22 protein-coding genes are annotated in these 21214 nt (G+C 69.4%); 8 read left to right on the forward strand and 14 right to left on the reverse strand.

The features are described 5' to 3' along the window. On the reverse strand, positions 1 to 372 hold a 372-nt coding region (locus QZT59_RS09630; protein WP_290814865.1), incomplete at its 3' end, for a hypothetical protein. A gap of 142 nt (positions 373 to 514) precedes the next feature. Then, a complete protein-coding gene (locus QZT59_RS09635) occupies positions 515 to 1738 on the reverse strand; it encodes an inorganic phosphate transporter (protein WP_290814868.1) in 1224 nt (407 codons plus the stop codon). Between the two features lie 375 nt (positions 1739 to 2113). Between QZT59_RS09635 and fer the strand changes: the two genes are divergently transcribed. After that, complete coding sequence (gene fer, locus QZT59_RS09640) at positions 2114 to 2503, forward strand: ferredoxin Fer (RefSeq protein ID WP_290814871.1); 390 nt, start codon at positions 2114 to 2116, stop codon at positions 2501 to 2503. Between the two features lie 458 nt (positions 2504 to 2961). Here fer and QZT59_RS09645 read toward each other — a convergent pair whose 3' ends face one another. The 6 genes from QZT59_RS09645 to QZT59_RS09670 all read right to left on the reverse strand — a co-directional run bounded on the left by QZT59_RS09645 (position 2962) and on the right by QZT59_RS09670 (position 6838). Further along, on the reverse strand, positions 2962 to 3771 hold the full coding sequence (locus tag QZT59_RS09645) for a helix-turn-helix domain-containing protein (RefSeq protein ID WP_290814874.1): 810 nt from the start codon (positions 3769 to 3771) through the stop codon (positions 2962 to 2964). A gap of 425 nt (positions 3772 to 4196) precedes the next feature. Beyond that, entirely contained in the window at positions 4197 to 4556 is a 360-nt protein-coding gene (locus QZT59_RS09650) for a DUF5789 family protein (RefSeq protein WP_290814877.1), read from the reverse strand. Between the two features lie 165 nt (positions 4557 to 4721). Further along, positions 4722 to 5024: a hypothetical protein gene (locus QZT59_RS09655; protein ID WP_290814880.1), complete on the reverse strand. Its 303-nt coding sequence runs from the start codon at positions 5022 to 5024 to the stop codon at positions 4722 to 4724. Positions 5025 to 5251: 227 nt separating this feature from the next. Further along, positions 5252 to 5632: a hypothetical protein gene (locus tag QZT59_RS09660; RefSeq protein ID WP_290814883.1), complete on the reverse strand. Its 381-nt coding sequence runs from the start codon at positions 5630 to 5632 to the stop codon at positions 5252 to 5254. Positions 5633 to 5735: 103 nt separating this feature from the next. Further along, positions 5736 to 6578 (reverse strand): 3-keto-5-aminohexanoate cleavage protein, encoded by an 843-nt coding sequence (locus QZT59_RS09665; protein ID WP_290814885.1) that lies wholly within the window; start codon positions 6576 to 6578, stop codon positions 5736 to 5738. Beyond that, positions 6575 to 6838 carry a hypothetical protein gene (locus QZT59_RS09670; protein WP_290814888.1) on the reverse strand — a complete coding sequence of 88 codons (264 nt, stop codon included), beginning with the start codon at positions 6836 to 6838 and terminating at the stop codon, positions 6575 to 6577. The genes QZT59_RS09665 and QZT59_RS09670 overlap by 4 nt, the downstream gene beginning before the upstream one ends. A 222-nt stretch (positions 6839 to 7060) precedes the next feature. On the opposite strand from QZT59_RS09670, the gene QZT59_RS09675 reads away from it, so the two are divergent. The 4 genes from QZT59_RS09675 to QZT59_RS09690 all read left to right on the forward strand — a co-directional run bounded on the left by QZT59_RS09675 (position 7061) and on the right by QZT59_RS09690 (position 10945). Next, entirely contained in the window at positions 7061 to 8041 is a 981-nt protein-coding gene (locus QZT59_RS09675) for a ring-cleaving dioxygenase (protein WP_290814891.1), read from the forward strand. Then, the gene (locus tag QZT59_RS09680; RefSeq protein WP_290814894.1) at positions 8028 to 9482 is read left to right on the forward strand and encodes an iron-containing alcohol dehydrogenase family protein; all 1455 of its coding nucleotides are present in this window, start codon (positions 8028 to 8030) and stop codon (positions 9480 to 9482) included. The genes QZT59_RS09675 and QZT59_RS09680 overlap by 14 nt, the downstream gene beginning before the upstream one ends. 112 nt (positions 9483 to 9594) lie before the next feature. Beyond that, positions 9595 to 9813: a hypothetical protein gene (locus QZT59_RS09685; RefSeq protein WP_290814897.1), complete on the forward strand. Its 219-nt coding sequence runs from the start codon at positions 9595 to 9597 to the stop codon at positions 9811 to 9813. Between the two features lie 97 nt (positions 9814 to 9910). Continuing rightward, positions 9911 to 10945: an A24 family peptidase C-terminal domain-containing protein gene (locus QZT59_RS09690; protein ID WP_290814900.1), complete on the forward strand. Its 1035-nt coding sequence runs from the start codon at positions 9911 to 9913 to the stop codon at positions 10943 to 10945. A gap of 184 nt (positions 10946 to 11129) precedes the next feature. Here QZT59_RS09690 and QZT59_RS09695 read toward each other — a convergent pair whose 3' ends face one another. The 4 genes from QZT59_RS09695 to QZT59_RS09710 form a co-directional block, all read right to left on the reverse strand. Beyond that, on the reverse strand, positions 11130 to 11366 hold the full coding sequence (locus QZT59_RS09695) for a hypothetical protein (protein ID WP_290814903.1): 237 nt from the start codon (positions 11364 to 11366) through the stop codon (positions 11130 to 11132). 144 nt (positions 11367 to 11510) lie between these two features. Then, positions 11511 to 11930 carry an HIT family protein gene (locus QZT59_RS09700; RefSeq protein WP_290814906.1) on the reverse strand — a complete coding sequence of 140 codons (420 nt, stop codon included), beginning with the start codon at positions 11928 to 11930 and terminating at the stop codon, positions 11511 to 11513. 251 nt (positions 11931 to 12181) lie between these two features. Beyond that, positions 12182 to 13258, reverse strand: coding sequence for a DUF2891 domain-containing protein (locus QZT59_RS09705; protein WP_290814909.1), 1077 nt, complete (start codon positions 13256 to 13258; stop codon positions 12182 to 12184). 107 nt (positions 13259 to 13365) lie between these two features. Beyond that, complete coding sequence (locus QZT59_RS09710; protein ID WP_290814912.1) at positions 13366 to 14145, reverse strand: uracil-DNA glycosylase family protein; 780 nt, start codon at positions 14143 to 14145, stop codon at positions 13366 to 13368. Positions 14146 to 14293: 148 nt separating this feature from the next. Between QZT59_RS09710 and QZT59_RS09715 the strand changes: the two genes are divergently transcribed. The 3 genes from QZT59_RS09715 (at position 14294) to ileS (ending at position 19235) form a co-directional block, all read left to right on the forward strand. Beyond that, positions 14294 to 15523: a hypothetical protein gene (locus QZT59_RS09715; protein WP_290814915.1), complete on the forward strand. Its 1230-nt coding sequence runs from the start codon at positions 14294 to 14296 to the stop codon at positions 15521 to 15523. A gap of 82 nt (positions 15524 to 15605) precedes the next feature. Continuing rightward, positions 15606 to 15848 (forward strand): hypothetical protein, encoded by a 243-nt coding sequence (locus QZT59_RS09720; protein ID WP_290814918.1) that lies wholly within the window; start codon positions 15606 to 15608, stop codon positions 15846 to 15848. Positions 15849 to 15968: 120 nt separating this feature from the next. Further along, the gene (gene ileS, locus QZT59_RS09725) at positions 15969 to 19235 is read left to right on the forward strand and encodes an isoleucine--tRNA ligase (protein WP_290814921.1); all 3267 of its coding nucleotides are present in this window, start codon (positions 15969 to 15971) and stop codon (positions 19233 to 19235) included. Positions 19236 to 19665: 430 nt separating this feature from the next. Here the strand turns inward: ileS and QZT59_RS09730 are convergent, their stop codons facing one another. Together QZT59_RS09730 and QZT59_RS09735 are read right to left on the reverse strand one after the other, a co-directional pair. Beyond that, positions 19666 to 20328 carry a DUF4382 domain-containing protein gene (locus QZT59_RS09730; RefSeq protein ID WP_290814924.1) on the reverse strand — a complete coding sequence of 221 codons (663 nt, stop codon included), beginning with the start codon at positions 20326 to 20328 and terminating at the stop codon, positions 19666 to 19668. 193 nt (positions 20329 to 20521) lie between these two features. Then, positions 20522 to 20872, reverse strand: a complete 351-nt coding sequence (locus QZT59_RS09735; protein ID WP_290814927.1) for a nuclear transport factor 2 family protein — start codon at positions 20870 to 20872, stop codon at positions 20522 to 20524. Positions 20873 to 21214: the final 342 nt, after the last annotated feature.

Below are 21214 nucleotides of genomic sequence, written 5' to 3' on the forward strand. Positions count from 1 at the left end.
GAGTTGTTCGCCGACCGTTTTCTCGACGGTCTCTCCGACGGTTTCCTCGACCGTCTCGCCCACTTTCTCCTCGACGGTCTCGCCGACCGTCTTCTCTACCGTCTCGCCCACCGTCTTCTCTACCGTCTCGCCCACCGTCTTTTCGACGGTCTCCCCGACCGTTTCGTCGACCGACTCCTTGACGGCCGTCGTCATCCAGTCGGGGTCGAAGCGGGCCATCTTCCAGACGACGTGAACGATGTACGAGGCGAAGACGCCGACCCCGAACGCGAGCCCGACCGAGGTGTCGAGCGTCGCGATCAGGACGACCGAGATGGCGATCAGCGCCCCGTAGGTGAGGTCGACGACCGCGTCGACGCGAACCGGATTCATGGGCGTTCGATGTGCTGGGGCTGGTTCGCGAGCGTGAACATGCTACCGGTAACCACTCCCGCTCGTCTGAAATCGTTTTGGAATTTCCGGCGGACCGATCCCGGGATCGCCGCCCGCCCGGCGGGCGCGACGACGCGGCGCCCTAGAACCCGAACACCGGCACGAACCGGAACGTGAGGTAGGCGCCGATCGTCGCGAGCACCGGCACGAAGTTCTGGATGGCGATCACGCGCGCGGTGGTCGACGGGTCGAAGAGATCGGAGGCCTTCGGGATGTCCGCGGGCTCTTCCTCGCCGATCGGCGGGGCCTCCTCGCCCTCCTCCTCGGCGGTGAGCGCGCCCACCGAGACCCGGGTCTCCTTTTCACCGCGCACCACGTCGGAGACCGTCGTCGTCCGCGTCGCCCGCCCCCAGCCGAGGCCGATGATGCTCATCGTCGAGACCACCACGAGCTGGACGGGGATGCCGATCGCCGACAGCAGCGTCACGATCGTCGCCGAGACGGTCATGACGACGACCGCGGCCGTCAACGGCAGGTTCGTGATGTCGTTGCCCATCGTCGCGAGCGTCCGGCGGGCGATGGTGAAGGCGCCGATCGTGACGGCGACGCCGGCGATGATCACCCCCCACTCCATGTTTCCGATGGTGGTCGTCAAGCCGGCGACGCCGACGGTCGTCGGGTAGTCGAGCGCCTCACTGCCGACCAGGGGCGCGACGGCGTTCGCGACGTTCGAGGCGCCGGAGCTAAAGGCCATGTAACAGCCGATGGCGACGACGATCAGCGAGCCCGTGACCTCCCGTTTGCCGGTCCCCTCCGCCGCGCGGATCCGGGGGACCGTTCCGGTCCGGTCGACGGACCACAGCTGCGTCTCCCGCCGGGAGATCGCCACCCAGGCGTTGATCCGCGAGTAGAAGTACCGGCCGATGACGCCGCTGACCCAGAAGGCGACGATCGGCGCGACGATCCACCAGGAGACGATCTCGCCCATCGTCGCCCAGTCGAGCGAGTCCGTCGCCATTCCCAGGCCGGCGATCGCGCCGACGGCGGTCATCGAGGTCGACGCCGGGACGCCGAAGAGGTTGCCGAGGAACAGCGCGAGTCCGATGAAAAAGAGGATGCCGATGCCGGCTTCGAGCGTGAGGAACTCGCGCGGGACCAGCCCCTCGCCGAGCGTTTCGACGACCGCCGGTCCGATGATCCAGCCGCCGAGAAAGAAGAAAAAGGACATGAGCGCCCCCGCGCCCACCATCGTCATCACGTTGGCACCGACGGCCGGGCCGAAGGAGACGCCGGTCGTCGCGCCGCCGATGTTGTAGCCGACGAAGACGGCGACGAGGATACCGATCAGTAGCAGCGTCTCGGTCACGGAGGATCAAACGGAAGCCTTCGGGATAAATGATACTACTTCCGTCGTCGCTCGAAGGGCACGGCGGCCGACGCCGCTCGAGGCGGTAGAGAGCGGCCACGATCAGGAGCGGATCGGCCGAACTCCCGAAAGCGAGGGGTAGAGCCCGGGAGAGCGACGGGGCCCCGAAATCGGAGGGGCGATCCCGGGGGAGCGACGGGGCCCCGAAATCGGAGGGCCAGACCCGGAGGAGCGACGGGACCGACCCCGGAAGACCGACGGACGCGAAGTTCCCGAACGCGTGCGGGATAGTTCGACCGGACGGACATTTAACGTGAACGACGATGTACAACGCAACAGCAAGCTATTACAGTCCGGGTCGCGAAATCTCGCCTGATGCCCACGGTAGAATACCTCAATTACGAAGTGATGGACGACAAGGGCTGGGATATTTACGACGACGAGGCCTTCGAGAAGGCCGCCGAGGAGGGCCTCGACGACGAGGATTACGGCACGCTCGAGGTCAACGAGGGCGAGTACATCCTCGAGGCCGCCGAGGCCCAGGGCTACGACTGGCCCTTCTCGTGTCGCGCCGGCGCCTGCGCGAACTGCGCGGCGATCGTCGTCGACGGCGAGATCGAGATGGACATGCAACAGATCCTCTCGGACGAGGAGGTCGACGAGAAGAACGTCCGGCTGACCTGCATCGGCCACGCGATCACCGACGAGGTGAAGATCGTCTACAACGCGAAGCACCTCGACTACCTGCAGAACCGCGTCATCTGAACGGCGGCTCGATTCCGAGCCGCGTGTTCTTTTGCCGTCGCGTACCGACGGTGCCAGGATTTCACCAGGTGTCGGCAGTATCAGGTTTTACCACGTGTCGGCAGTATCAGGTTTTACCACGTGTCGGCAGTGCCAGGATTTCACCGCGTTCGACTCTACCAGGTTTTTAGCCCCGGCGTCGGGAGCGGGGCGGACCGCGACGGTCGACCGCGCGTGCGAACCGTTCCGGACGACGGCGCGACCGGCGGCTGCGTCCGACCGGAGTCGCCGGCGTTTCGAGCGAAGTAGGGAGACTGGGGCGCGCTATCGGGAACTCGGCGGCGACTGGACCCGCTCGAACCGGAATCGTTCCACCGCCTCGATCACGGCGGACTAAAAGCTCCAGCGCGTCGTAGGCCGCGGTGACCACGGGCACCATCGACTTGCGCTCGTCGCACGGTGAGCGAACGCCGCATCGGTTACGGTTGGGGGTCGGGAATGTCGGCCAACCCCGTCGAGATCAGCCGTCGGAGGAGGACGACGGCTCCGTTGTCGAGGCCGGCGGCGTGGATCGCCTGCTCGTTCTCGTCGTCGTCGGGGTAGTACGATCCGATCAACAGCGCCTCCCGATCGACGAGGACGATCCGGCTGATCGCGACTTCGTGGTCGTCCCCCGACGCGGTGAGCCACTCCAGGCCGGTCTCGAACGTGCGAACGTTGGGCAGCTCGGCCCCGAGTTCGGTCGTGATCGCCGTCGTCTGCCCGCCGAGGACGATCGCGAGATCGCGGTCGACGGCGTCCTGCAGGCGTTCGAAGACGCTCTCCTGCAAGAGCGAGTCGTCGACGATGATGAGCACGATCTCGGAGTCCGCACCCTCGAGCATCTCGAGGGTGCGCGAGTCGATCGCCTCGCGGCCGGCCAGCGACCACACCTCCTGTAGCCGGTCGTCGTCGCCGGTCGATTCGCTGAGCTCGACCGTCTCGAGGTACCCGTTGAGCGTCTCGATTCGGTCGGCGTACTTTTGGTGAAGCGTTCGCGTCGCCTCGTCGATGCTCACCGCGCGATAGCGCTGCGGACTGGAGTGCTGGATCTCGACCAGCCCCTGGGATTCGAGCACGCGGATGGCGTCGTACACCCGCGTTCGCGGCACCTCGGAGAGTTCGTGGATCTCCTTGGCCGTGCCGTTCGGCAGTTGTGTGAGTGCCAGAAAGCACCGCGCCTCGTACTCCTGCAGCCCGAGATCCTGCAGCAGGCTGACCGTCTCGTTGATTACGTTGTCCTGTGTCATGGCCCAACCACGAGTTCGGCGATCCGAACGTGTTGATTACAGTCCGTCGACGGAAAAAGCGTTCGTGTATGAGCCCGTCACCGAAATGACAATCGGACGGCCCCAAACGGCCCGAGTCCGATTCACTCGGATTATCACACAACCTACTTAGGGACGGGTCCCGGAGGGGAAACTGGCGTGCCCGTCACGGCCCAACCACGACTGGGCACGCTATTTCGACGTCGACGAGGATCGGCCGACGATCGACGTGCACGTACCGATAGCGGTTCGCTCGCCGGATTCGGCGGAGAATGGCGATCGCGATAAACGACGATGGGGCCGGCACTCGAACGGGGGCGGAAGACGGTCCCCCGGCGGGCGCCCTCGCGAACCATCGAGAGGAGGCCGGTCGACGGCCGGAGACCGGTCGACGGCCGCCGTAGCGCTCAGCCGCGACGGATCGATTCCAGAATTCTCGCTCGGAGCGCCTCGGCGGAGTCGTAGGACTCGTCGTCGACCGGCGCGAGCACGTCGGCGAGGCGGTCCCGGCCGTCCCCCGTTTCGACCGTCAGATCCCCGGACGACGCGATCACGTCGGCCGTCGTCGTCGGATACTCGAGGGTTTCGAGCGCGTCGTCGAGCGCGCCGAGTTCCGCGTCGGTACCGGCCCCCGATTCGGCGTCGTCGGTTCCGGCATCCGGTTCGGCTTCGTCGCCGCGATCGAGCGCTTCCGCGAGATCACGCTTTCGCTGGCGTCGCTGTTCGGCGGCCGCCTGCTTCTCTCGGCCCTTTTTCGTATCTCCCATTCGTCCGGATACGAGCTCGAGGTGGATAACGCTGTGGTGAGTCGTCGATCCGGCGACGTCGACCGCGGCCGACGGGGTAACAACGGTGGGAGACCGCCCTCGAGCGTCGAGAGACGCGCCGATCGGCGGCGAGCGACTCGACGAGAACCTGACGGCGGCGCCGGGTCACTCGCGCATTGGCGGTCGCTCCCCGTTCTCGGCGAGCGTTTCCAGCGTCGGTCTGATCTCGTCGAATCGCGACCCTCGTTCGACGGCGTTCGCGCACGAATCCCACTCGACGAAGCCGTAATCGACCAGTTTGGGGAGGTGGACGTGGTGGTACTCGAGTCGGGCCGCGTCACCGGCGACGACCGCGTCGGGCGGCGAGTCCAGGTGGATCGGCGGATCGCTCGCCAGGAGCGCGAACAACAACCGGCGTCGTTTCCGATTCGACAGCGCCTCGAATATCCGGGTGGTCTGAGTAACCATTCTCACCCAACTACGGGCCCGGCCTTTATATTTCAGTCCAATTTCACGTAGGTGCGGGTTTTGATTAACCGAGTGAATGGGACACCGCGTCGGATCTGTCCGTCGAGGTTGTCGACCGGAGGGTCGCACGGTCACGGCGCGCGAGAGAGCGCCAGGTCGATCGAGTCCGCCGTCCGCTACCGACGGCCGACGGTCGCGACGCGGGTTCGTTCGAGCGCCGACCGCGCTCAGTCGGCCTGCGCCCCGAGCGCGAACGCCGACTCGACGGTCGCGTCCTCGTCCTCCTCGACGGTCCGGATCGACTCGACGATCGGCCGCACGTCGGCGAACGCGTCTCCTCGGGCCACCGCGCCCGTCTCGTCGTCGTACTCGACGAGCCAGTGGTCTGCGAGGCGGGGAAGGTGGTTGTGGACCAGCGTGACCGACGGGTCGGTGAGCGGATCGGTGCGGTCGTCTCCCTCACGGCACTCTCGGCGCCTGATCTCGTCCGCGAGCGCGTCCACCGTCGTCGACTCGGCGTCGAGGAGGTGATAGCAGGCGGCCCGGCGGTGCGGACTGGAGAGGACGGCGAACAGGTCGCCGACCGTGGGTGATAGCGGCGATGGCACGATACGTATCCGTTCTCACGGATCGCTTCAAGGATTGTCCCAAAAATGTTTGGAGGGGGCGGGCGAACGGTCCTTCGGAATGGTAATTCACCGCAGACGAGTCTCAGATGCTGAGAATACGGCGAGCCTCGTCCGGCGTCGCCACGGGTCGCCCCAGCTCCTCGGCGACGCGGACGACCCGCTCGACGAGCTGGGCGTTGCTCTCGGCGAGCTCGCCCCGGCGGTAGTAGACGTTGTCCTCCAGACCGACGCGAACGTGGCCGCCGAAGAGGATTCCCAGCGTCGCGAACGGGAGTTGGTGGGGACCGAAGCCGAGCGTGTTGAACAGCGCGCCGTCGGGGAGGTTGTCGATCCCGTTCAGCAGGTTTCGTGGCCGGGGCCGGGTGAGCGTTCCGGCCCCGAAGATCAGCGTCGCGTAGACGGGATCGGCCAGCTCGCGACGCTCCAGGAGGGCGTGCACCTCGTTCAGGTGGCCGTCGTTGAACACCTCGAGTTCGGGTTTGATCCCGCGGTCAACCATCTCTCCGTGGAGCGCGTCGATCGTCGCGCGGGTGTTCTCGCTCGTCAGGCGATCGTAGCGGTTGAGCGGCCCCATATCCAGGGAGGCCATTGCCGGCGGCGGGTCCGTCCGGAGTGGGAGGTGGCGCTCCCCGGTCGGGGCGGCCGTCCCCCCGGTCGAGTGCTGGATCACGACGTCGTCGGCGTGCCGGCGGACGGCGTCGTCTATCGCCTGGAACCGCTCGGTCGCGAACGTCCGCTCCCCGTTCGGGCGGCGAGCGTGGAGGTGGACGACGGCGGCGCCGGCCGCCTCGGCCGCGGCGGCCGCCCGGCCGATCTCCGCGGGCGTCTCCGGCAGCTCGGGATTGGCCTCCTTGCCGTGAACGCCGCCGGTGAGCGCCGCGGTGACGATCAGCGGTTCGTCCGCCAGGAAATCGGCGTAGCTCACGATCGATCCGCCCCCTCGATCGGCGCCCCACCGTCGTCGGCCCGCGCGTCTTCAGCCCGCGCGTCTCCGGCGCCGTCGTCCCCGTCGGCGTGCGCGCGGTAGATCTCGCAGTGGGTCGCGTGTTCCAGCTCGTACCGATCGTTGCAGATGTCGGCCCGGAGCGGCTGGACGAACCGGTCCGCGGCGGTGCAGTACGCCCGCGCCTCGTCGAACGTCAGATCCCCGTTCGCGTCGCGGTACTCGAGATACGGACAGGCCATGACACCCATTCGCCGACGGGTGGGTTAACGGTTCGGCGGATGCCGACGCGCACACGGAGCGGGCGCGAGTGCCGACGCGCACACGGTGCGGCCGCGGGCCCCATCGCGGGGCGACGCGCCGGACCGACACCTCGGACCCCCTACCGGACGGTAACCCCGACGTCGGGACGTGCCGTCGACGTCCCGGCAACGCCTATCCGCGTCCGGCCGCTAGACGCACCGATGACGCCATCGACGCCGGGACTCCACCACGTGACCGCGATCGCCGGCGATCCGGGGGACAACGCCGCCTTCTACGTCGACGCGCTCGGCCTCCGGTTCGTCAAGCGGACCGTCAACCACGACGACACTGGGACCTACCACTTCTACTTCGGCGACGGGGAGGGGACGCCGGGCACGAACGTCACCTTCTTCCCGTGGAGCGAGCGGGGTCGAGACGGGCGATTCGGCGCGGGGCAGACCCGGGATACGGCGTACCTGATCCGCCCCGAATCCGTCGACTACTGGGTCGACCGCCTCGAGGAGCGCGGCGTCGACGTCGAGCGAACGAACCGCTTCGATGAGACCGTCCTGCGGTTCGAGGACCCGGACGGGATCGGGCTGGAGTTGATCGGAAGTGACGAGGCGGACGCGGCGGACGTCGCCACCTGGTCGGACGGACCCGTCCCCGAGGAGCACCAGCTCCGCGGATTTCACGGCGCGACCCTGGCCGTCGCCGAGGTCGAGCCCACGGCGGGCCTGCTCGCGGACGTCCTGGGGTACGAACGCGAGGGGACCGCGGGGGACCGCCGTCGCTACCGCTCGGCCGCGGGCGGTCCGGGATCGATCGTCGATCTGGTCGAGACGGACGCGGATCGCGGCCGGATGGGCGTCGGCACCGTCCACCACGTCGCGTTCGAGACCGACGACGTCGACGAGCAGGAGCGCTTCCGGGACGCGTTCCGGGCGCACGGGCGCGACGTTACGGAGATCATCGACCGCACGTACTTCCGGTCGATCTACGCCCGGGAACCCGGCGGCGTGCTCTTCGAGGTGGCGACGACGGAACCGGGGTTCGACGTCGACGAGGCTCCCGACGAGCTGGGAACGAGCCTCGCGCTTCCCGAGCGGCTGGAAGACGAGCGCGAGGCGATCGAAGCGCAACTCCCCGCGTTCGAGCTGCCCGACGCGATGGGCGGAGGGACTCCGGATGAACACCGGTGACGGATCGGGCGCGAGACGGGGCCCTCCGGGCGGCGACGGCGAGCCAATCGTTGACGGCGGCAATCCGATCGTTGACGGCGGCGAGCCAATCGTTGACGGCGGCGAGCCAATCGTTGACGGCGGCGAGACGGTCGCCGACGGCGGCGAGGCGGTCGCCGCCTCGGACGGCTTCCGGTTCGCTTACTCGCCACCCGCGATCCGCTTCGGAACCGGCGCCGCGGGCGACCTCGACGCGGAGCTCGCCGAGGGCGGCTTCGAGCGGGGGCTCGTCGTCTGCGGTGAAACCGTGGGCTCGACGCCCGCGGTGATCGACCCGGTCACCGACGGTCTCGGCGATCGGCTGGCCGGCGTCTTCGACGGGACGACGCCCGAGAAGCGGCTCTCGACCGCGTACGAGGCCCTCCGGGCGGCGAGGGAGTGGGACGCGGACGTCCTGGTCGCGCTCGGCGGCGGCAGCAGCCTCGACGTCGCGACGGTGGCGAGCGCGCTGTCGGCGGTCGAAACCGGAGATGGCGTGTCCCGGAGCGAACCCGCAGCCGTCGGCCGCGAACTCGCCGAGCGAGGAACGTTCTCGATCCCCGAGGGCGACCTCCTGCCGATCGTCGCCGTCCCGACGACGCTCGCCGGGGCGGAGCTCTCGCAGGTGGCCGGCGTCACCGCCGCACCGGAGGCCGGCCCGATCGAGGTCGAAGACGTCCCGGACGGGGCCGAAGACGTCCCGGACGAGGCCGACGGCGTCCCGGACGAGGCCGACGGCGCCGCCGGCGGCATCTCGGATCCGCGCCTGATGCCGCGGGCGGTGGTCGCGGATCCGGCACTCTTCGCGACGACGCCGCGGTCGATCCTGGCCGCGTCGGCGATGAACGGCTTCGACAAGGCGATCGAGACCCCCTACGCCCGGAACGCGACGCCGTTCACCGACGGGACCGCCGTCAGGGCGCTCCGGCTGCTGGCCGACGGGTTGCCGCGGCTCGGTCGCGAGCCCCCGGACGCCGACGTGCTGGAACCGGTCGTGAAGGGGATCTGCTGCGCGCAGTACGGCGTCTCCCGGCCCGACGGAACGACGCTGTCGATCGTCCACGCCTTCGGCCACGGGTTGACGCGCACGTACGAGGTCCAGCAGGGCGCGGCCCACGCGGTCGTGGTCCCGCACGTCCTCGAGTACGTCTTCGGGGAGGTCCGCGGCGGTCGCGAGCTGCTCGCGGAGGGGCTGGGCGTCGCGGCGGCGGACGATCGGGCCGCGGCGATCGTCGATCGCGTGACCGAGATCCGTGACGCGCTGGGGCTCCCGTCGCGGCTCCGTGACGTCGACGGGCCGGCGCCCGAGGCGTTCCCGACGGTGGCCGAGCACGTCCTGACGGACTCGTTCATGGCGAACGCGCCGGCGGGCCTCGAACCAACGGCCGACGAGCTCGAGGACGTGCTGCGGGCGTCGTACTGACGCTCGACCCGCTCCAGCCCCCACGACAGCGTCCTCGAGACGGTACCCGGACGTGCGCACTTCGCGCCAGACCGTGCGGACAGTTATCAGTCCACGACACGTCGCGTCCAGCATGGGTCTGTACGAGACGCTCCGGACGGCCGTCGCCGACCTCGGCCCCGACGAGCCGGCCGGCGAGCGCTACGTCGGCGCCTACTGGTGCGACGACTGCGACGTCCGCGAGCCCGTCGGCGTCGGCGAACTGGACGAGTCGGACGGGCGAGCGTGTCCCGACTGCCACGCCGAGATGCGCCTGGAGCGATCTCCGGATTCGGGCGACTGCGCCTGCTGAGCGGCGCTGACGTCGATGCGGCGGCGGGAGTCGCGCGGATCGGTTCCGCTCGGCGCGCCCCGAAAAACTAACGCGGGTGCCGCGCACAGAGGCGTCCGTGACACTCTCGAGCGCGTCGGCGTCGGTCCCCGACCTCCTGCGGCTGGTCGCGATCCCGGTCTTCGCCTGGGTCGCGATCCTGGACGTCCGCACCCGGCGGGTGCCGACCGCGGTCTGGATCCCGCTGGGCGCGCTGGGCGCCGCGCTGCTCGCGTGGGACGCCAGAGTCGCCTACCGCGCCGACGTCTTCGCCTGGGAGGCCTTCCTCATCCCCGCGGCGCTCAGCCTCGGCTTCGTCGTCCCGCTCGCGTACCTCTTCTGGTGGTTCGGCGGCTTCGGCGGCGCCGACGCGAAGGCGCTGCTGGTGCTCGCCCTGCTCTTTCCCGTCGTCCCGACGTACGCCGTCGGCGGCTGGACGCTCCCCGTCGCGCCGGGCGGCGAGGCGGTCCCGTTCTCGCTGACGATCCTCGCGAACGGGGTGCTCGTCGGCCTCGCGATCCCCGCCGTCCTCGCCGTCCGCAACGCCGCGGCCGGTCGGATCGCGCCGGTGATGCTGGTGGGCTGGCCCGTCGCCGTCGAGCGGGTGACCACCACCCACGGCAAGCTGCTCGAGACCCCCGACGGCATGACCCTCGGCGGGCTCGACCTCGACGCGCTCCGGATGTACCTCCGCTGGCGGGGGCTCACGCTCGCCGAGCTCCGGGCGGATCCCGCCCGCTACCGCGATCCCGACTCGCTGCCCGACGAGCCGAACCCGCCGACCGACGGCGCCGTCGAGGCGGCGAGCGTCCTCCCCGACGGCGGCGAGACGATCTCGGAGGACCCGACCGGCGGGGACGGCGACGCGGCCGCGATCGAGGCGGCGACCGGCGAAACCGACGACGAGGACCCCTGGGGCGCGGCGGCCTTCCTCGACTCCATCGAGGGGTCGGCCTACGGGACGAGCGCGACCGACCTGCGGGACGGACTGGCGGTGCTCGCCGAGAAGGAGACCGTCTGGATCTCCCCGGGGACGCCGTTTCTCGTCCCCCTGTTCGCCGGCCTGCTGATCGCCCTGGTGTACGGCGACCTGCTCGTCACGCTGATCGTTTAGACGACGGCGCGAGGTGCGGCTGGGTCGATTCCGAACGTGGGTGAATCGGCGGGCTTCGTCGTCGGTCGAAGCGTCGAGAGGAGTCGGACCGGCGGGATCCGCATCGGCGTTCGGGGGCGGACCGATCGATCCGCACGCTGGCACCGGTGAGCGGTACCTACACCCGACGGACGCTCCCCCCCGCTCAGTGTCGACCACGAATCCGCTCGTACGACGGCCAGAGAACCGTCCAGAAGCAGACGAAGGCGGCGCCGACCACGACGACGGCGAGCCAGATGCCGCCGGAAGCGCCCGGCCGCCCGGAGGCGATCGCGGCGAAGACGCCGACGAGTAGCAGGGCGCAGACCGCCAGGCTGCCGAGTTCGAGGGCGGCCGCGAGGGGTCGCTCCCGGGCCGCGGCCGCGACGTCCGCGAGGGTCATACCGGTCGCTCGCACGGCACCGATAAAACGCTCACGGCGCGGGACGGGATCGGCAGCGCGTCGAACCGACCCGCGATCCGCAGATCGGGCTCGCGTACCGTAGACCGGGTCTGCGAGCCGTAGATCGGGCTCGCGACCCGTAGATCAGGTTCGATCGGCGATCTCGTCGGCGATCTCGTCGAGTTCGTCGTCGTCGAGATCGGGCGTCTCGCCGGCGATCGCGTGGATGGGGCCGCCGCCGTCGCCCTCGAAGCGGGGCACGACGTGGCAGTGGACGTGCGGGACCTCCTGGCCGGCCGCTTCGCCGTTGTTGAACGCCACGGTCGTCGCGTCGGCGTCGACCGCCTCCTCGACGGCCGGGATCACCCGGTGGATCGTCGCGTAGAGGTCCGCCGCGACGTCCTCGGGGACGTCGTTCAGTCGCTCGTACTCGTCCTTGGGGATGACGAGGGTGTGGCCGGGCGCCAGGGGATTGGCGTCCAGGAAGGCGAACGTGGTCTCGTCCTCGTAGACGACGCGAGCGGGGATCTCCCCGTCGACGATCTGGCCGAAGATGGTGCTCATACGTACGCCTGGGACGGCGCCCGGTATGAAAGTTGGCGACGGCGTCCCCGATCGCCGGTGGGGAGATGGACACGGAATCCCCGGTTCGACGGCGACGGTCGCGACGGGACGACTGTGGCCTCGCGGTCCACTCTCCCTCAATCCGGCGCGGCTCCACCCTCGACCCCGTTCGATTTTCGCCCTCGACCCCGTTCAACTCTCGCCCTCGACCCCGTTCAACTCTCGCCCTCGACCCCGTTCGACCCTCGTCCTCAATCCGGCGCGATTCCGCCGTCGTTCCTGGTGAGCAGGTACAGCGCGAACGAGGTGAGCCAGTGCGAGCCGGCGTACGCGTCGGTGAACGCGACCGCGAGGCCCGCCTCGGCGTGGTCCCTCGCGGACCGCTCGAAGACGGGTGCGTACGGGTGATCGCCGAGCACGTCCGCGATCCCCGCCATGCACCAGGCCCTCGAGAGGTTCAGGCCGACCAGGTGGAGGGCCATCCCGTCGTCCGCGTCCGGATCCACTCCGACCGGCACCGGGATCGCGTCGTGGGGCGGTTCCGTCACGTCGGGCAGGAAGCCGTCGAGCCAGGCGGCGAACGCCTCCCGGTCGAGGACGCGGCCCAGCAGATCCGCCTCGGCGAGCCCCGGCGACAGGAAGTCCCAGCCGATCGGCTCGTAGGCGAGCGGATAGTCCCGGTCGTCGGCGTAGAACCGGCGCGAGGTCTCGACGGCCGCGGACTCGAGCGAGGCGTCGCCCGTCACCCGCGCGTAGTCGAGGACGCAGCCGAGGGCGAACGCCGAATTGCCGTGCGTTCCCACCCGCAGCGGACGTTCCTGGGTCAGGAATTCGGTTTCGACGAGCGCGACGATCCGATCTTCCAGCGGTCGGAGCGTCGCCCGCCACTCGTCCGCCCGTGGGTCCTCCCACAGGTGCAGTTCCGCCGCGAGGCGCAGGAGCCAGCCCCAGCCGTAGGGCTTCTCGAAGGACGGATTCTCCTCGACGTGCGCGACCTCGCGCTCGACGTTCTCGGGCGTCAGGCGCGACCGGACGCTCTCGACGATCCTCCGTTCGGCCGGATGGTCCGCGAACAGACGCAGCTGGCGACACAGCGACCAGTGGCTGTGAACCGCCGAGTGCCAGTCGTAACAGCCGTAGAAGACGGGGTGTTGCTCGGACGGGCGGACGACGTCGTCCGGCGAGTCGATCGATCGGACGTAGTGGGGGAACTCGCGTTCGACGGAGTCCAGCGGGTGTTCCGAGAACCGCTCGGCGAGCGCGGGATCGATCCAGTCGCCGCGACCGGAGAGAACGGCGTCCGGATCCGCCGATTCGATCGGATTCATAATCGGCCCGATCGGTCGGTCCGCTTGTCGTTCTTGCGGCCGGGAACGACGACGGCCGGCGACCGCTCGCCCGGTCGGAAACAACGACGGCCGGCGACCGCGTCCGATCAGTCGGCGTGCCCGTCGAGCCGATCGCGAATCGCCGCCAGGTACTCCGCCGGCTCGTATCCCAGACGACCGATCCAGACGTCCTGGTAGGAGGGGTGCAGGATCGGTAGCAGCCGGACGTCCAGCCTCTCACAGCGCGTCGGGGAGAGGACGACGTCCAGAAAGCCCGACCCCTCCAGATCGTCGAGCGTACGGCCGTCGGCCGCGAGGACGGTCGTCGTCGCGTGCTTCCCGGTCGCGAGGACGACGTCGGGCTCGACGGTCTCGAGTTCGGTCACCAGGTGCTCGCGACAGTTCGCCCGTTCCGCGGCGGTCGGCTCGCGGTTCGTCGTCGGGTCGTCGGGATCGGCTGGAAAGCACTTCACCGCGTTGGTGTAGTAGGCCTCCTCGTCGTAGCCGACGGCGGCGAGCATCGATCGAATCCGGCGCCCCGAGTGGCGGGCCGTGTAGGCCATCCCGGTCCAGTTTCCGCCCTTCCACCGGTCGGCCTCGGGAGTCCCTGCCCCGGGCGCCTCGCCGACCACGAAGACCGAGGCGTCGAGCGGGCCGGTTCCCCACGAGATGCGCTCGCGACACTCGACGAGGGCCGGGCAGCGCTCGCAGCCGTCGTCGAGGACGTGGCGGCGCTCGGGGAAGGCGGGATCGGCGGCCGCGTCGGAGGGGGCGCTGGTTGCGGCGGCGCGGTCGGCGGCCGCGTCGGTGGGATCGGCGGCCGCGTCGGTGGGATCGGCGGCCGCGTCGGTGGGATCGGCGGCCGTATCGGAGGAGTCGGCGGGCACGGCACGACGAAGGGCGTGCCCGCGCAAGGGCGTATCGGTCTCCGCCGCGGACGGCGGCGCGCGAGCGGCGGTCGTGACGATCAGCGAAGCTGCAACCGGGATTTCACCGTCGGGAAAACAGTTAAGCGAACGGGCCGTACGATCGGTCATGCAACCGCTGAACCGGAGACGGGCCCTCCGCCTGCTGGGTGCCGGTGCGGGCGTCTCGCTCGCCGGGTGTCTCGGCGAATCGGATCCCGGCGGCGGAGCCGACGGCGGCGCGGGCGACGGCGGACTCGAGGTCGACGTCTTCCAGGCCGGAGCGACCGCCTCCCGGCCCCCGTGGGCCGAGGTCGGCGATCGCGTCGGATTCGTCCGGGTCATCGAATCCCTGGATGACGTGCCCCTGTTCGCCACCGCGGACGACGGTGACGACGGCGATGGGGGGCCTCGGCCGCCCGAGGACCTCGTCGAGTGGTTCGAGGAGACCGACTTCGAGGCGTCCGTCGTGGTCTCCGTCCAGACGGCCGCGCCGAACGCGTGCTACCGCGAGCTCGAGATCGACGACGTCGGGACCGAGACGGTCACGTTCGCGGCCGACGACGACGAAGGCGACGGCGTCGAGCGGATCGAGGCGATCACGGGAACCGCCGCGGCCGTCGACGTGCGCGAGGACGAGGCGGAAGGGTGCGCGCAGGTCGAGACCTACCCCGCGGCGTACGTCCGCGTGACGGGCGAGGACCTCCCGTCGGCGGCCGCGTTCACGATCACGAACGGGTGGGGAGACGCGGGCGAGGTCCGCTCGGACGAGGCGCCGATCCGCCCCGACGACCTGGCCGGCTACGTCGAACCGCCCCACGATCCCCAGAACGTGCCCGCGGCCCTCGAGTGCGATGACGAGGCGTTCGAGCGGCTCCCCGCGACGGGAGACGACGAGGTCGCGTGGGGCGAGACCGTCGACGACGACGGCGACTCCGTCTTCGCGATGCGCGTGGAGAATCCCCAGTACGACGGCGACGCGGACGACGTCGACCGCGCGCTCGCGTTCGAGCGCGGCGACGAGGTGCGGATCGCGCTGCGCAACGTCTCGGACGACCGGCAGTCGACCGGAAATCGGCACAAGTACAACCTCGAGATCTTGACCGAGGACGGGTGGGAGGACGTCCGCGGCGCGGACCCGGACGCCCGGATCGGCTACACGGACGAGGGGTTGCTCCACCCGCCAGGCCGGGGCTTCGAGTGGACGTTCGAGCTGAGCGAGGAGGGCCTCGTCGAGGGGCACGCCCACGAGGACGCCGTCCGCGTCTGTCCCGACCTGCACCCCGGCCGCTATCGGTTCCGCTTCTGGAGCGTCGCGGGCGCCGACTCGATCGCCGTCGCCTTCGACCTCGTGGCGTGAGTGCGACCCCGCCGGCGACGGCGCTCGGGGTCGCGTCGCCGGCCCCGACACCGTTATCGGGCTCGATCGTCTGGAGAACCCCATGACGTCGTTCGGCTCCGATCTCCTCGTGGAACTGCTCGCGCTCGCATCCTACGTCCTGCTCGCCGCGGCGCTGACGGCGGCCGGGCTCCTCGCCGAGTATGCCAGCCTCCAGCAGGTTGCCGGCGGCGACCTCGTACTCGCGGCCTGGTTCGCCGCGATTGGCGGGCTGTTGCTGTACGCCGGCGTGTACGTCGTGGGCTACCGGAAGCTCGCCGCGCGGACGCTCTCGGCTGCGACCTGATCGATCCTCGGGCGGCCGCCCGACGCCCTCGCGGGTCCCGCCCGCATCCCTCACCCGGCGTCAGACAGCCGCGTCTGCCACACCGATTGCTCTTTACTGTCGGAGCCACTTCCGCCAGGTATGACCCGCTTCGGCGAGGTGGCCGACGAATACGAGCCCCACGCGCTCGAGGAGGACGTCTTCGAGTACTGGGACGACGTCGACGCCTACGAGCAGACCAGAGCGCACCGCGCGGACGGGGAGTCCTTCTTCTTCGTCGACGGGCCGCCGTACACCTCCGGCGCGGCCCACATGGGAACGACCTGGAACAAGACCCTGAAGGACGTCTACATCCGCTACCTGCGAATGTGCGGCTACGACGTCACCGACCGGCCGGGTTACGACATGCACGGCCTGCCGATCGAGACCCGGGTCGAGGAGCAACTCGACTTCGAGAACAAGAAGGACATCGAGGCGTTCGGCGAGCAGAACTTCATCGACGAGTGCAAGGCCTACGCCGAGGAGCAACTCGAGGGGCTCCAGGACGACTTCCGGGACTTCGGCGTCTGGATGGACTGGGAGAACCCGTACAAGACGGTCTCGCCGGAGTACATGGAGGCCGCCTGGTGGGGTTTCGCGAAGGCCGCCGAACGCGGGCTGGTCGAGAAGGGCCACCGCTCGATCAGCCAGTGTCCCCGCTGCGAGACGGCGATCGCCAACAACGAGGTCGAGTACGAGGACGTCGAGGATCCCTCGATCTACGTCACGTTCGACCTCGAAGACCGGGAGGGCGCGCTCGTCGCCTGGACCACCACGCCGTGGACCGTCCCCGCGAACACGTTCGTCGCCGTCGATCCCGAGGGCGAGTACGTGGGCGTCAGGGCCGAGAAAGGCGGTGACGAGGAGCGGCTCTACCTCGGCGCCCCAAAGGTTGAGGAGGTTCTGAAGGAAGGACGCTACGACGACTACGAAATTGTCGAGGAGCTGCGCGGCGAGGAACTCATCGGCTGGGCCTACGAGCACCCGCTGGCCGAGGAGGTGCCCGACGCCCCCGACCACGAGGGCGCCCACGAGGTCTACGCCGCCGACTACGTCGAGGTCGGCGGGGACGGCACAGGCCTCGTCCACTCCGCGCCCGGCCACGGCGAGGAGGACTTCCTGCGCGGGCGCGAGCTCGGCTTCCCCATCTTCTGTCCCGTCGGCAGCGACGGCGTCTACACGGCGGAGGGCGGCGCGTACGAGGGCCAGTTCGTCAAAGAGGCCGACGAGGAGATCACGGCCGACCTCGACGCGGCCGGCAACCTGCTCGCGTCGGGCACGGTGACCCACAGCTACGGCCACTGCTGGCGCTGTGACACCGGCATCCTCCAGATCGTCACCGACCAATGGTTCATCACCATCACCGACGTCAAAGACGAGCTGCTCGCCAACATCGAGGACAGCGAGTGGTACCCCGGCTGGGCCCGCGACAACCGGTTCCGGGACTTCGTCGAGGAGGCGCCCGACTGGAACGTCTCCCGCCAGCGCTACTGGGGCATCCCGCTACCGGTGTGGACCCCGGAGGGGGCGGACGACGTCGACGCCGACGACGACATGATCGTGATCGGCACTCGCGAGGAGCTCGCAGCGCGCGTCGACCAGGACGTCGATCCCGCGGCGGTCGACCTCCACAAGGACACGGTCGACGAGCTCACGATCACCGAGAACGGGACGACCTACACCCGCGTGCCGGACGTGTTCGACGTCTGGTTCGACTCCTCGGTGGCGTCGCTCGGGACGATCGGCTACCCGTCCGAGGAAGACGACTTCGAGGAGCTCTGGCCCGCGGACCTCATCATCGAAGCCCACGACCAGACCCGCGGCTGGTTCTGGTCCCAGCTCGGGATGGGCACCACCGCGCTCGGCGAGATCCCCTACGAGACGGTCCTGATGCACGGCTTCGCCCAGATGCCCGACGGCCGGGCGATGTCGAAATCCAAGGACATCCTCGTCGACCCTCACGAGGCCATCGACGAGCACGGCCGCGACGTCATGCGCATGTTCCTGCTGTCGAACAACCCGCAGGGCGACGACATGCGCTTCTCGTGGGAGGGCATGGAGACGATGGAGCGACACCTCCGCACGCTGTGGAACGTGTTCCGCTTCCCGCTGCCGTACATGCGGCTGGACGGCTACGATCCGTCCGAAACCACGCTCGAGGACGTCGACGATAGCGCGGAGCGTAGCTCCGCGAATGGTCGATCGGCGGAGCCGCGAGAGACGGACCTCGAGCTCGTCGACGAGTGGGTGCTCGCCCGCCTCCAGTCGACGAAGGCCGAGATGACCGCCCACTTCGAGGAGTTCCGCCAGGACCGCGCGCTCGACGCCTTGGTCGAGTTCGTCGTCGAGGACGTCTCCCGCTTTTACGTCCAGGCGGTCCGCGAGCGGATGTGGGAGGAAGCCGACAGCCCCTCGAAGACGGCCGCCTACGCCACGATCTACCGCGTCCTCCGGGAGAGCGCGGTCCTGCTCGCCCCGTACGCGCCCTTCGTCTCCGAGGAGCTCTACGGCACCCTTACCGGCGACAGCGGCTTCGACACGGTCCACATGGAAGACTGGCCCGAGGTCGAGGAGTACTGGGAAGACGAAGAACTCGAGGAGGACGTCACCCTCCTGCGTGCGATCGAAGAGAGCGGCGCCAACGCCCGCCAGCAGGCGGGTCGCAAGCTCCGCTGGCCCGTCCCGCGCGTGGTCGTGGCGGCCGACGACGAGCGCCTCGCCGACGCGGTTCGCCGGCACGGCGACCTCCTGGCCGAGCGGCTCAACGCCCGCGAGATCCAACTCGTCGCCCCCGACGAGCGCTGGGGCGAGCTCGCCTACAGCGCCGAGGCGGACATGAGCGTCCTCGGACCCGCCTTCGGCGACCGCGCCGGGCGAGTCATGAACGCGCTCAACGAGGCCCGGATCGACGAGCCGACCCTGCAAGCGCTCGAATCGGCCGTCGAGGACGTTCTCGAGGACGAGGAATCGCTCGACGACGAGATGGTATCGTTCGTCACCGAGACGCCCGAGGGCGTCGCCGGCTCCGCGGTCGCCGTCGAGGGCGACGAGCGCGGCGTCGTCTACGTCGACGCCTCCCTCACCGCCGACATCGAGAGCGAGGGCTACGCCCGCGAGGTGATCCGCCGCGTCCAGGAGATGCGCAAGGAGCTCGACCTCGACGTCGAGGAGCGCATCGCGCTGGAGGTCTCGATCGACGACGACCGCGTCGCCGACCTCGTCCGCGAGCGCGAGGACCTGATCCGCGAGGAGGTCCGCGCCGACGAGCTGGGCGGCGTCGAGGACGGTCACCGCCGGGAGTGGGACGTCGACGGCGTGACGGTGGCGCTGGCGATCGAGCCGCTGGCGACCGCCGAGGCGTCGGACTGAGACGGAGCGGTATTTCCGCATCGACGACGAGACGGCGCGAGCGGGCGCCACTCGGCGTCGCGATCGCGGCGTCGAACGGACGCGTTCCGGACCGGGCGCGCGGTTTCGTCCCGTACGCGGGGGTCCGACGAGCGCGTCGTCGGGGGTCTCGATCCGAACCCCGCCTGAAGTCGGTCGATCCTCGTAACCCCGGACGGCCGACCCTACGAGAGGAGTTTTAAGAGGACGAGGACGATCAGGAGGACGATCAGGAACGCGAAGAGAGATCTGATCACGGGAACGAACAGAACGAATTCGTGCGCTGCTGGGACCGGCATCGTCGGGAGAATTTCGGTCGGCCGGCAAAATCGTTGCGGCCGCGCCTCGTCCGGAGATCGACCGAGAAGATCGTCGCGGCCGCGCCTCGTCCGGGAGCCGAGTCGCGGTTACCTCACTCCTCGCCCTCGTAGCTCACCTTCGTTCCGCTGGCGACGGGCTGGAGGAGGTACTCGTCGGTCCGGCCGCGGCGGACCGGGGTGAAGTCGGCGAGGAACGTCGTCCGCTCGTCCTCGCGAATCTCGAAGCGCTCGTTGAACTGCAACGGCGCCTCCCCGGACGTCGAGACGGTCGCCGGCTCGCCGTCCTCGAGGACGCCCTCGACGCCGCTGACGTCGAGCTGGAGGTACTCGTACTCGCCGACGGACAGCTCCCGATCCTCGTCGATCAGCTGCGTCTCCTCGCCCTGTAGCTGGACGAGGTCGGCCTCCTGGGGTTCGTCGAACTCGTGGTACTCCCTGGCGTCACTCTGATCGACGTCGTCGCCGTCCTGTTCGTCGATCCCGTCGGCGTCGTCGTCGCCGTCGGAATCGTCCTCGCCGTCCGCATCATCGTCGTCGCCGTCACCGCGCGGTTTCACCCAGATTCCCTCGATCGTCACGACGCAGGACTCGAAGTCGCCGATGTCGCCGGGCTGGTCGGTGACCTGCGTCGACAGCGTGCCGGTCCCGCCGTCGCCGCCGAGGCAGCCGGCGAGGCCGACGGTGCTCGCGGTCGCGGCGCCGGCGCTCCATCGGAGGTAATCGCGTCGTCGCACGGGGATTTTCGAATCTGACATCGATCCGGCTTCGGTGCTGGGCCGGTATATGCTTCCCTGCAGTTCGAGGCGTTCGAACGGTTTACGAACGCTTCAACCGGATCGGAACGGCGCCCCCTCGCTCGCGGGCGAGGTCGAACGTCGATTTCCGTGTGCTACCCGCCGAACGACGGCGTGTCGACGCTGCAGATCGGTTCGGCGGGCGCGGTCGGCGCTACCCCTTCGGCGTCACGTGGCCGGCGAACGTCTGGAATTCGATCGCGTCGTCGGGCACGTAGAACGTGTCCGTGGCGAACTCGTAGACGTTCTCCGGCGACTCGCCGCGCCAAACGACGTACGCGAAGTCGCCCTCGACGGTCTCCTGTTCGACCTCGATGGTCGCGTCCGGGGACGAGAACTCGGCGTAGAAATTCTCGAACATCCCCGCGATCTCCTCGCGACCGCGGAAGGTGGCGAAGTTGGTGACGAGGGCGGCGTCCTCGGCGTAGTCGTCCATCGTGGCTTCCAGATCCTGGTTCAACATGGCCTCCAGGTGGCGCTCCAGGATCGCGTCGGTAGACGTCATGAGTGAGCGAGCGACGTTCTCCCACATAGGAGTTTCTGACGCGCCCCCTCGCGGCTGCGGGCGGGCCGGACCACGGGTCGGCGCCCGGGATCGGGACCGAGCGTCGGGCGTCGGATCGGGTATCGAGTATCGAGATCCGGAGCGACGATCCGCGGCCGGGCGCCCCCGCGACCCACAAGGGATTTGCTCGTTCACCGCAGAGAGGGAGTTCAGATGCGGCACCTATCGACGCTCGGACTCGTCTGTCTCCTCGTCCTGTCGTTGCCGGCCGTTGCGGGCGGCGCCGCCGTGGCGCACGCGGACGCCGCCGGCGCCCCGCCGGCCGGTCACGCTCCGGACGCC

Origin of the sequence: Halovivax sp., from assembly GCA_007119345.1 — an archaeon.
Classification (GTDB): domain Archaea; phylum Halobacteriota; class Halobacteria; order Halobacteriales; family Natrialbaceae; genus Halovivax.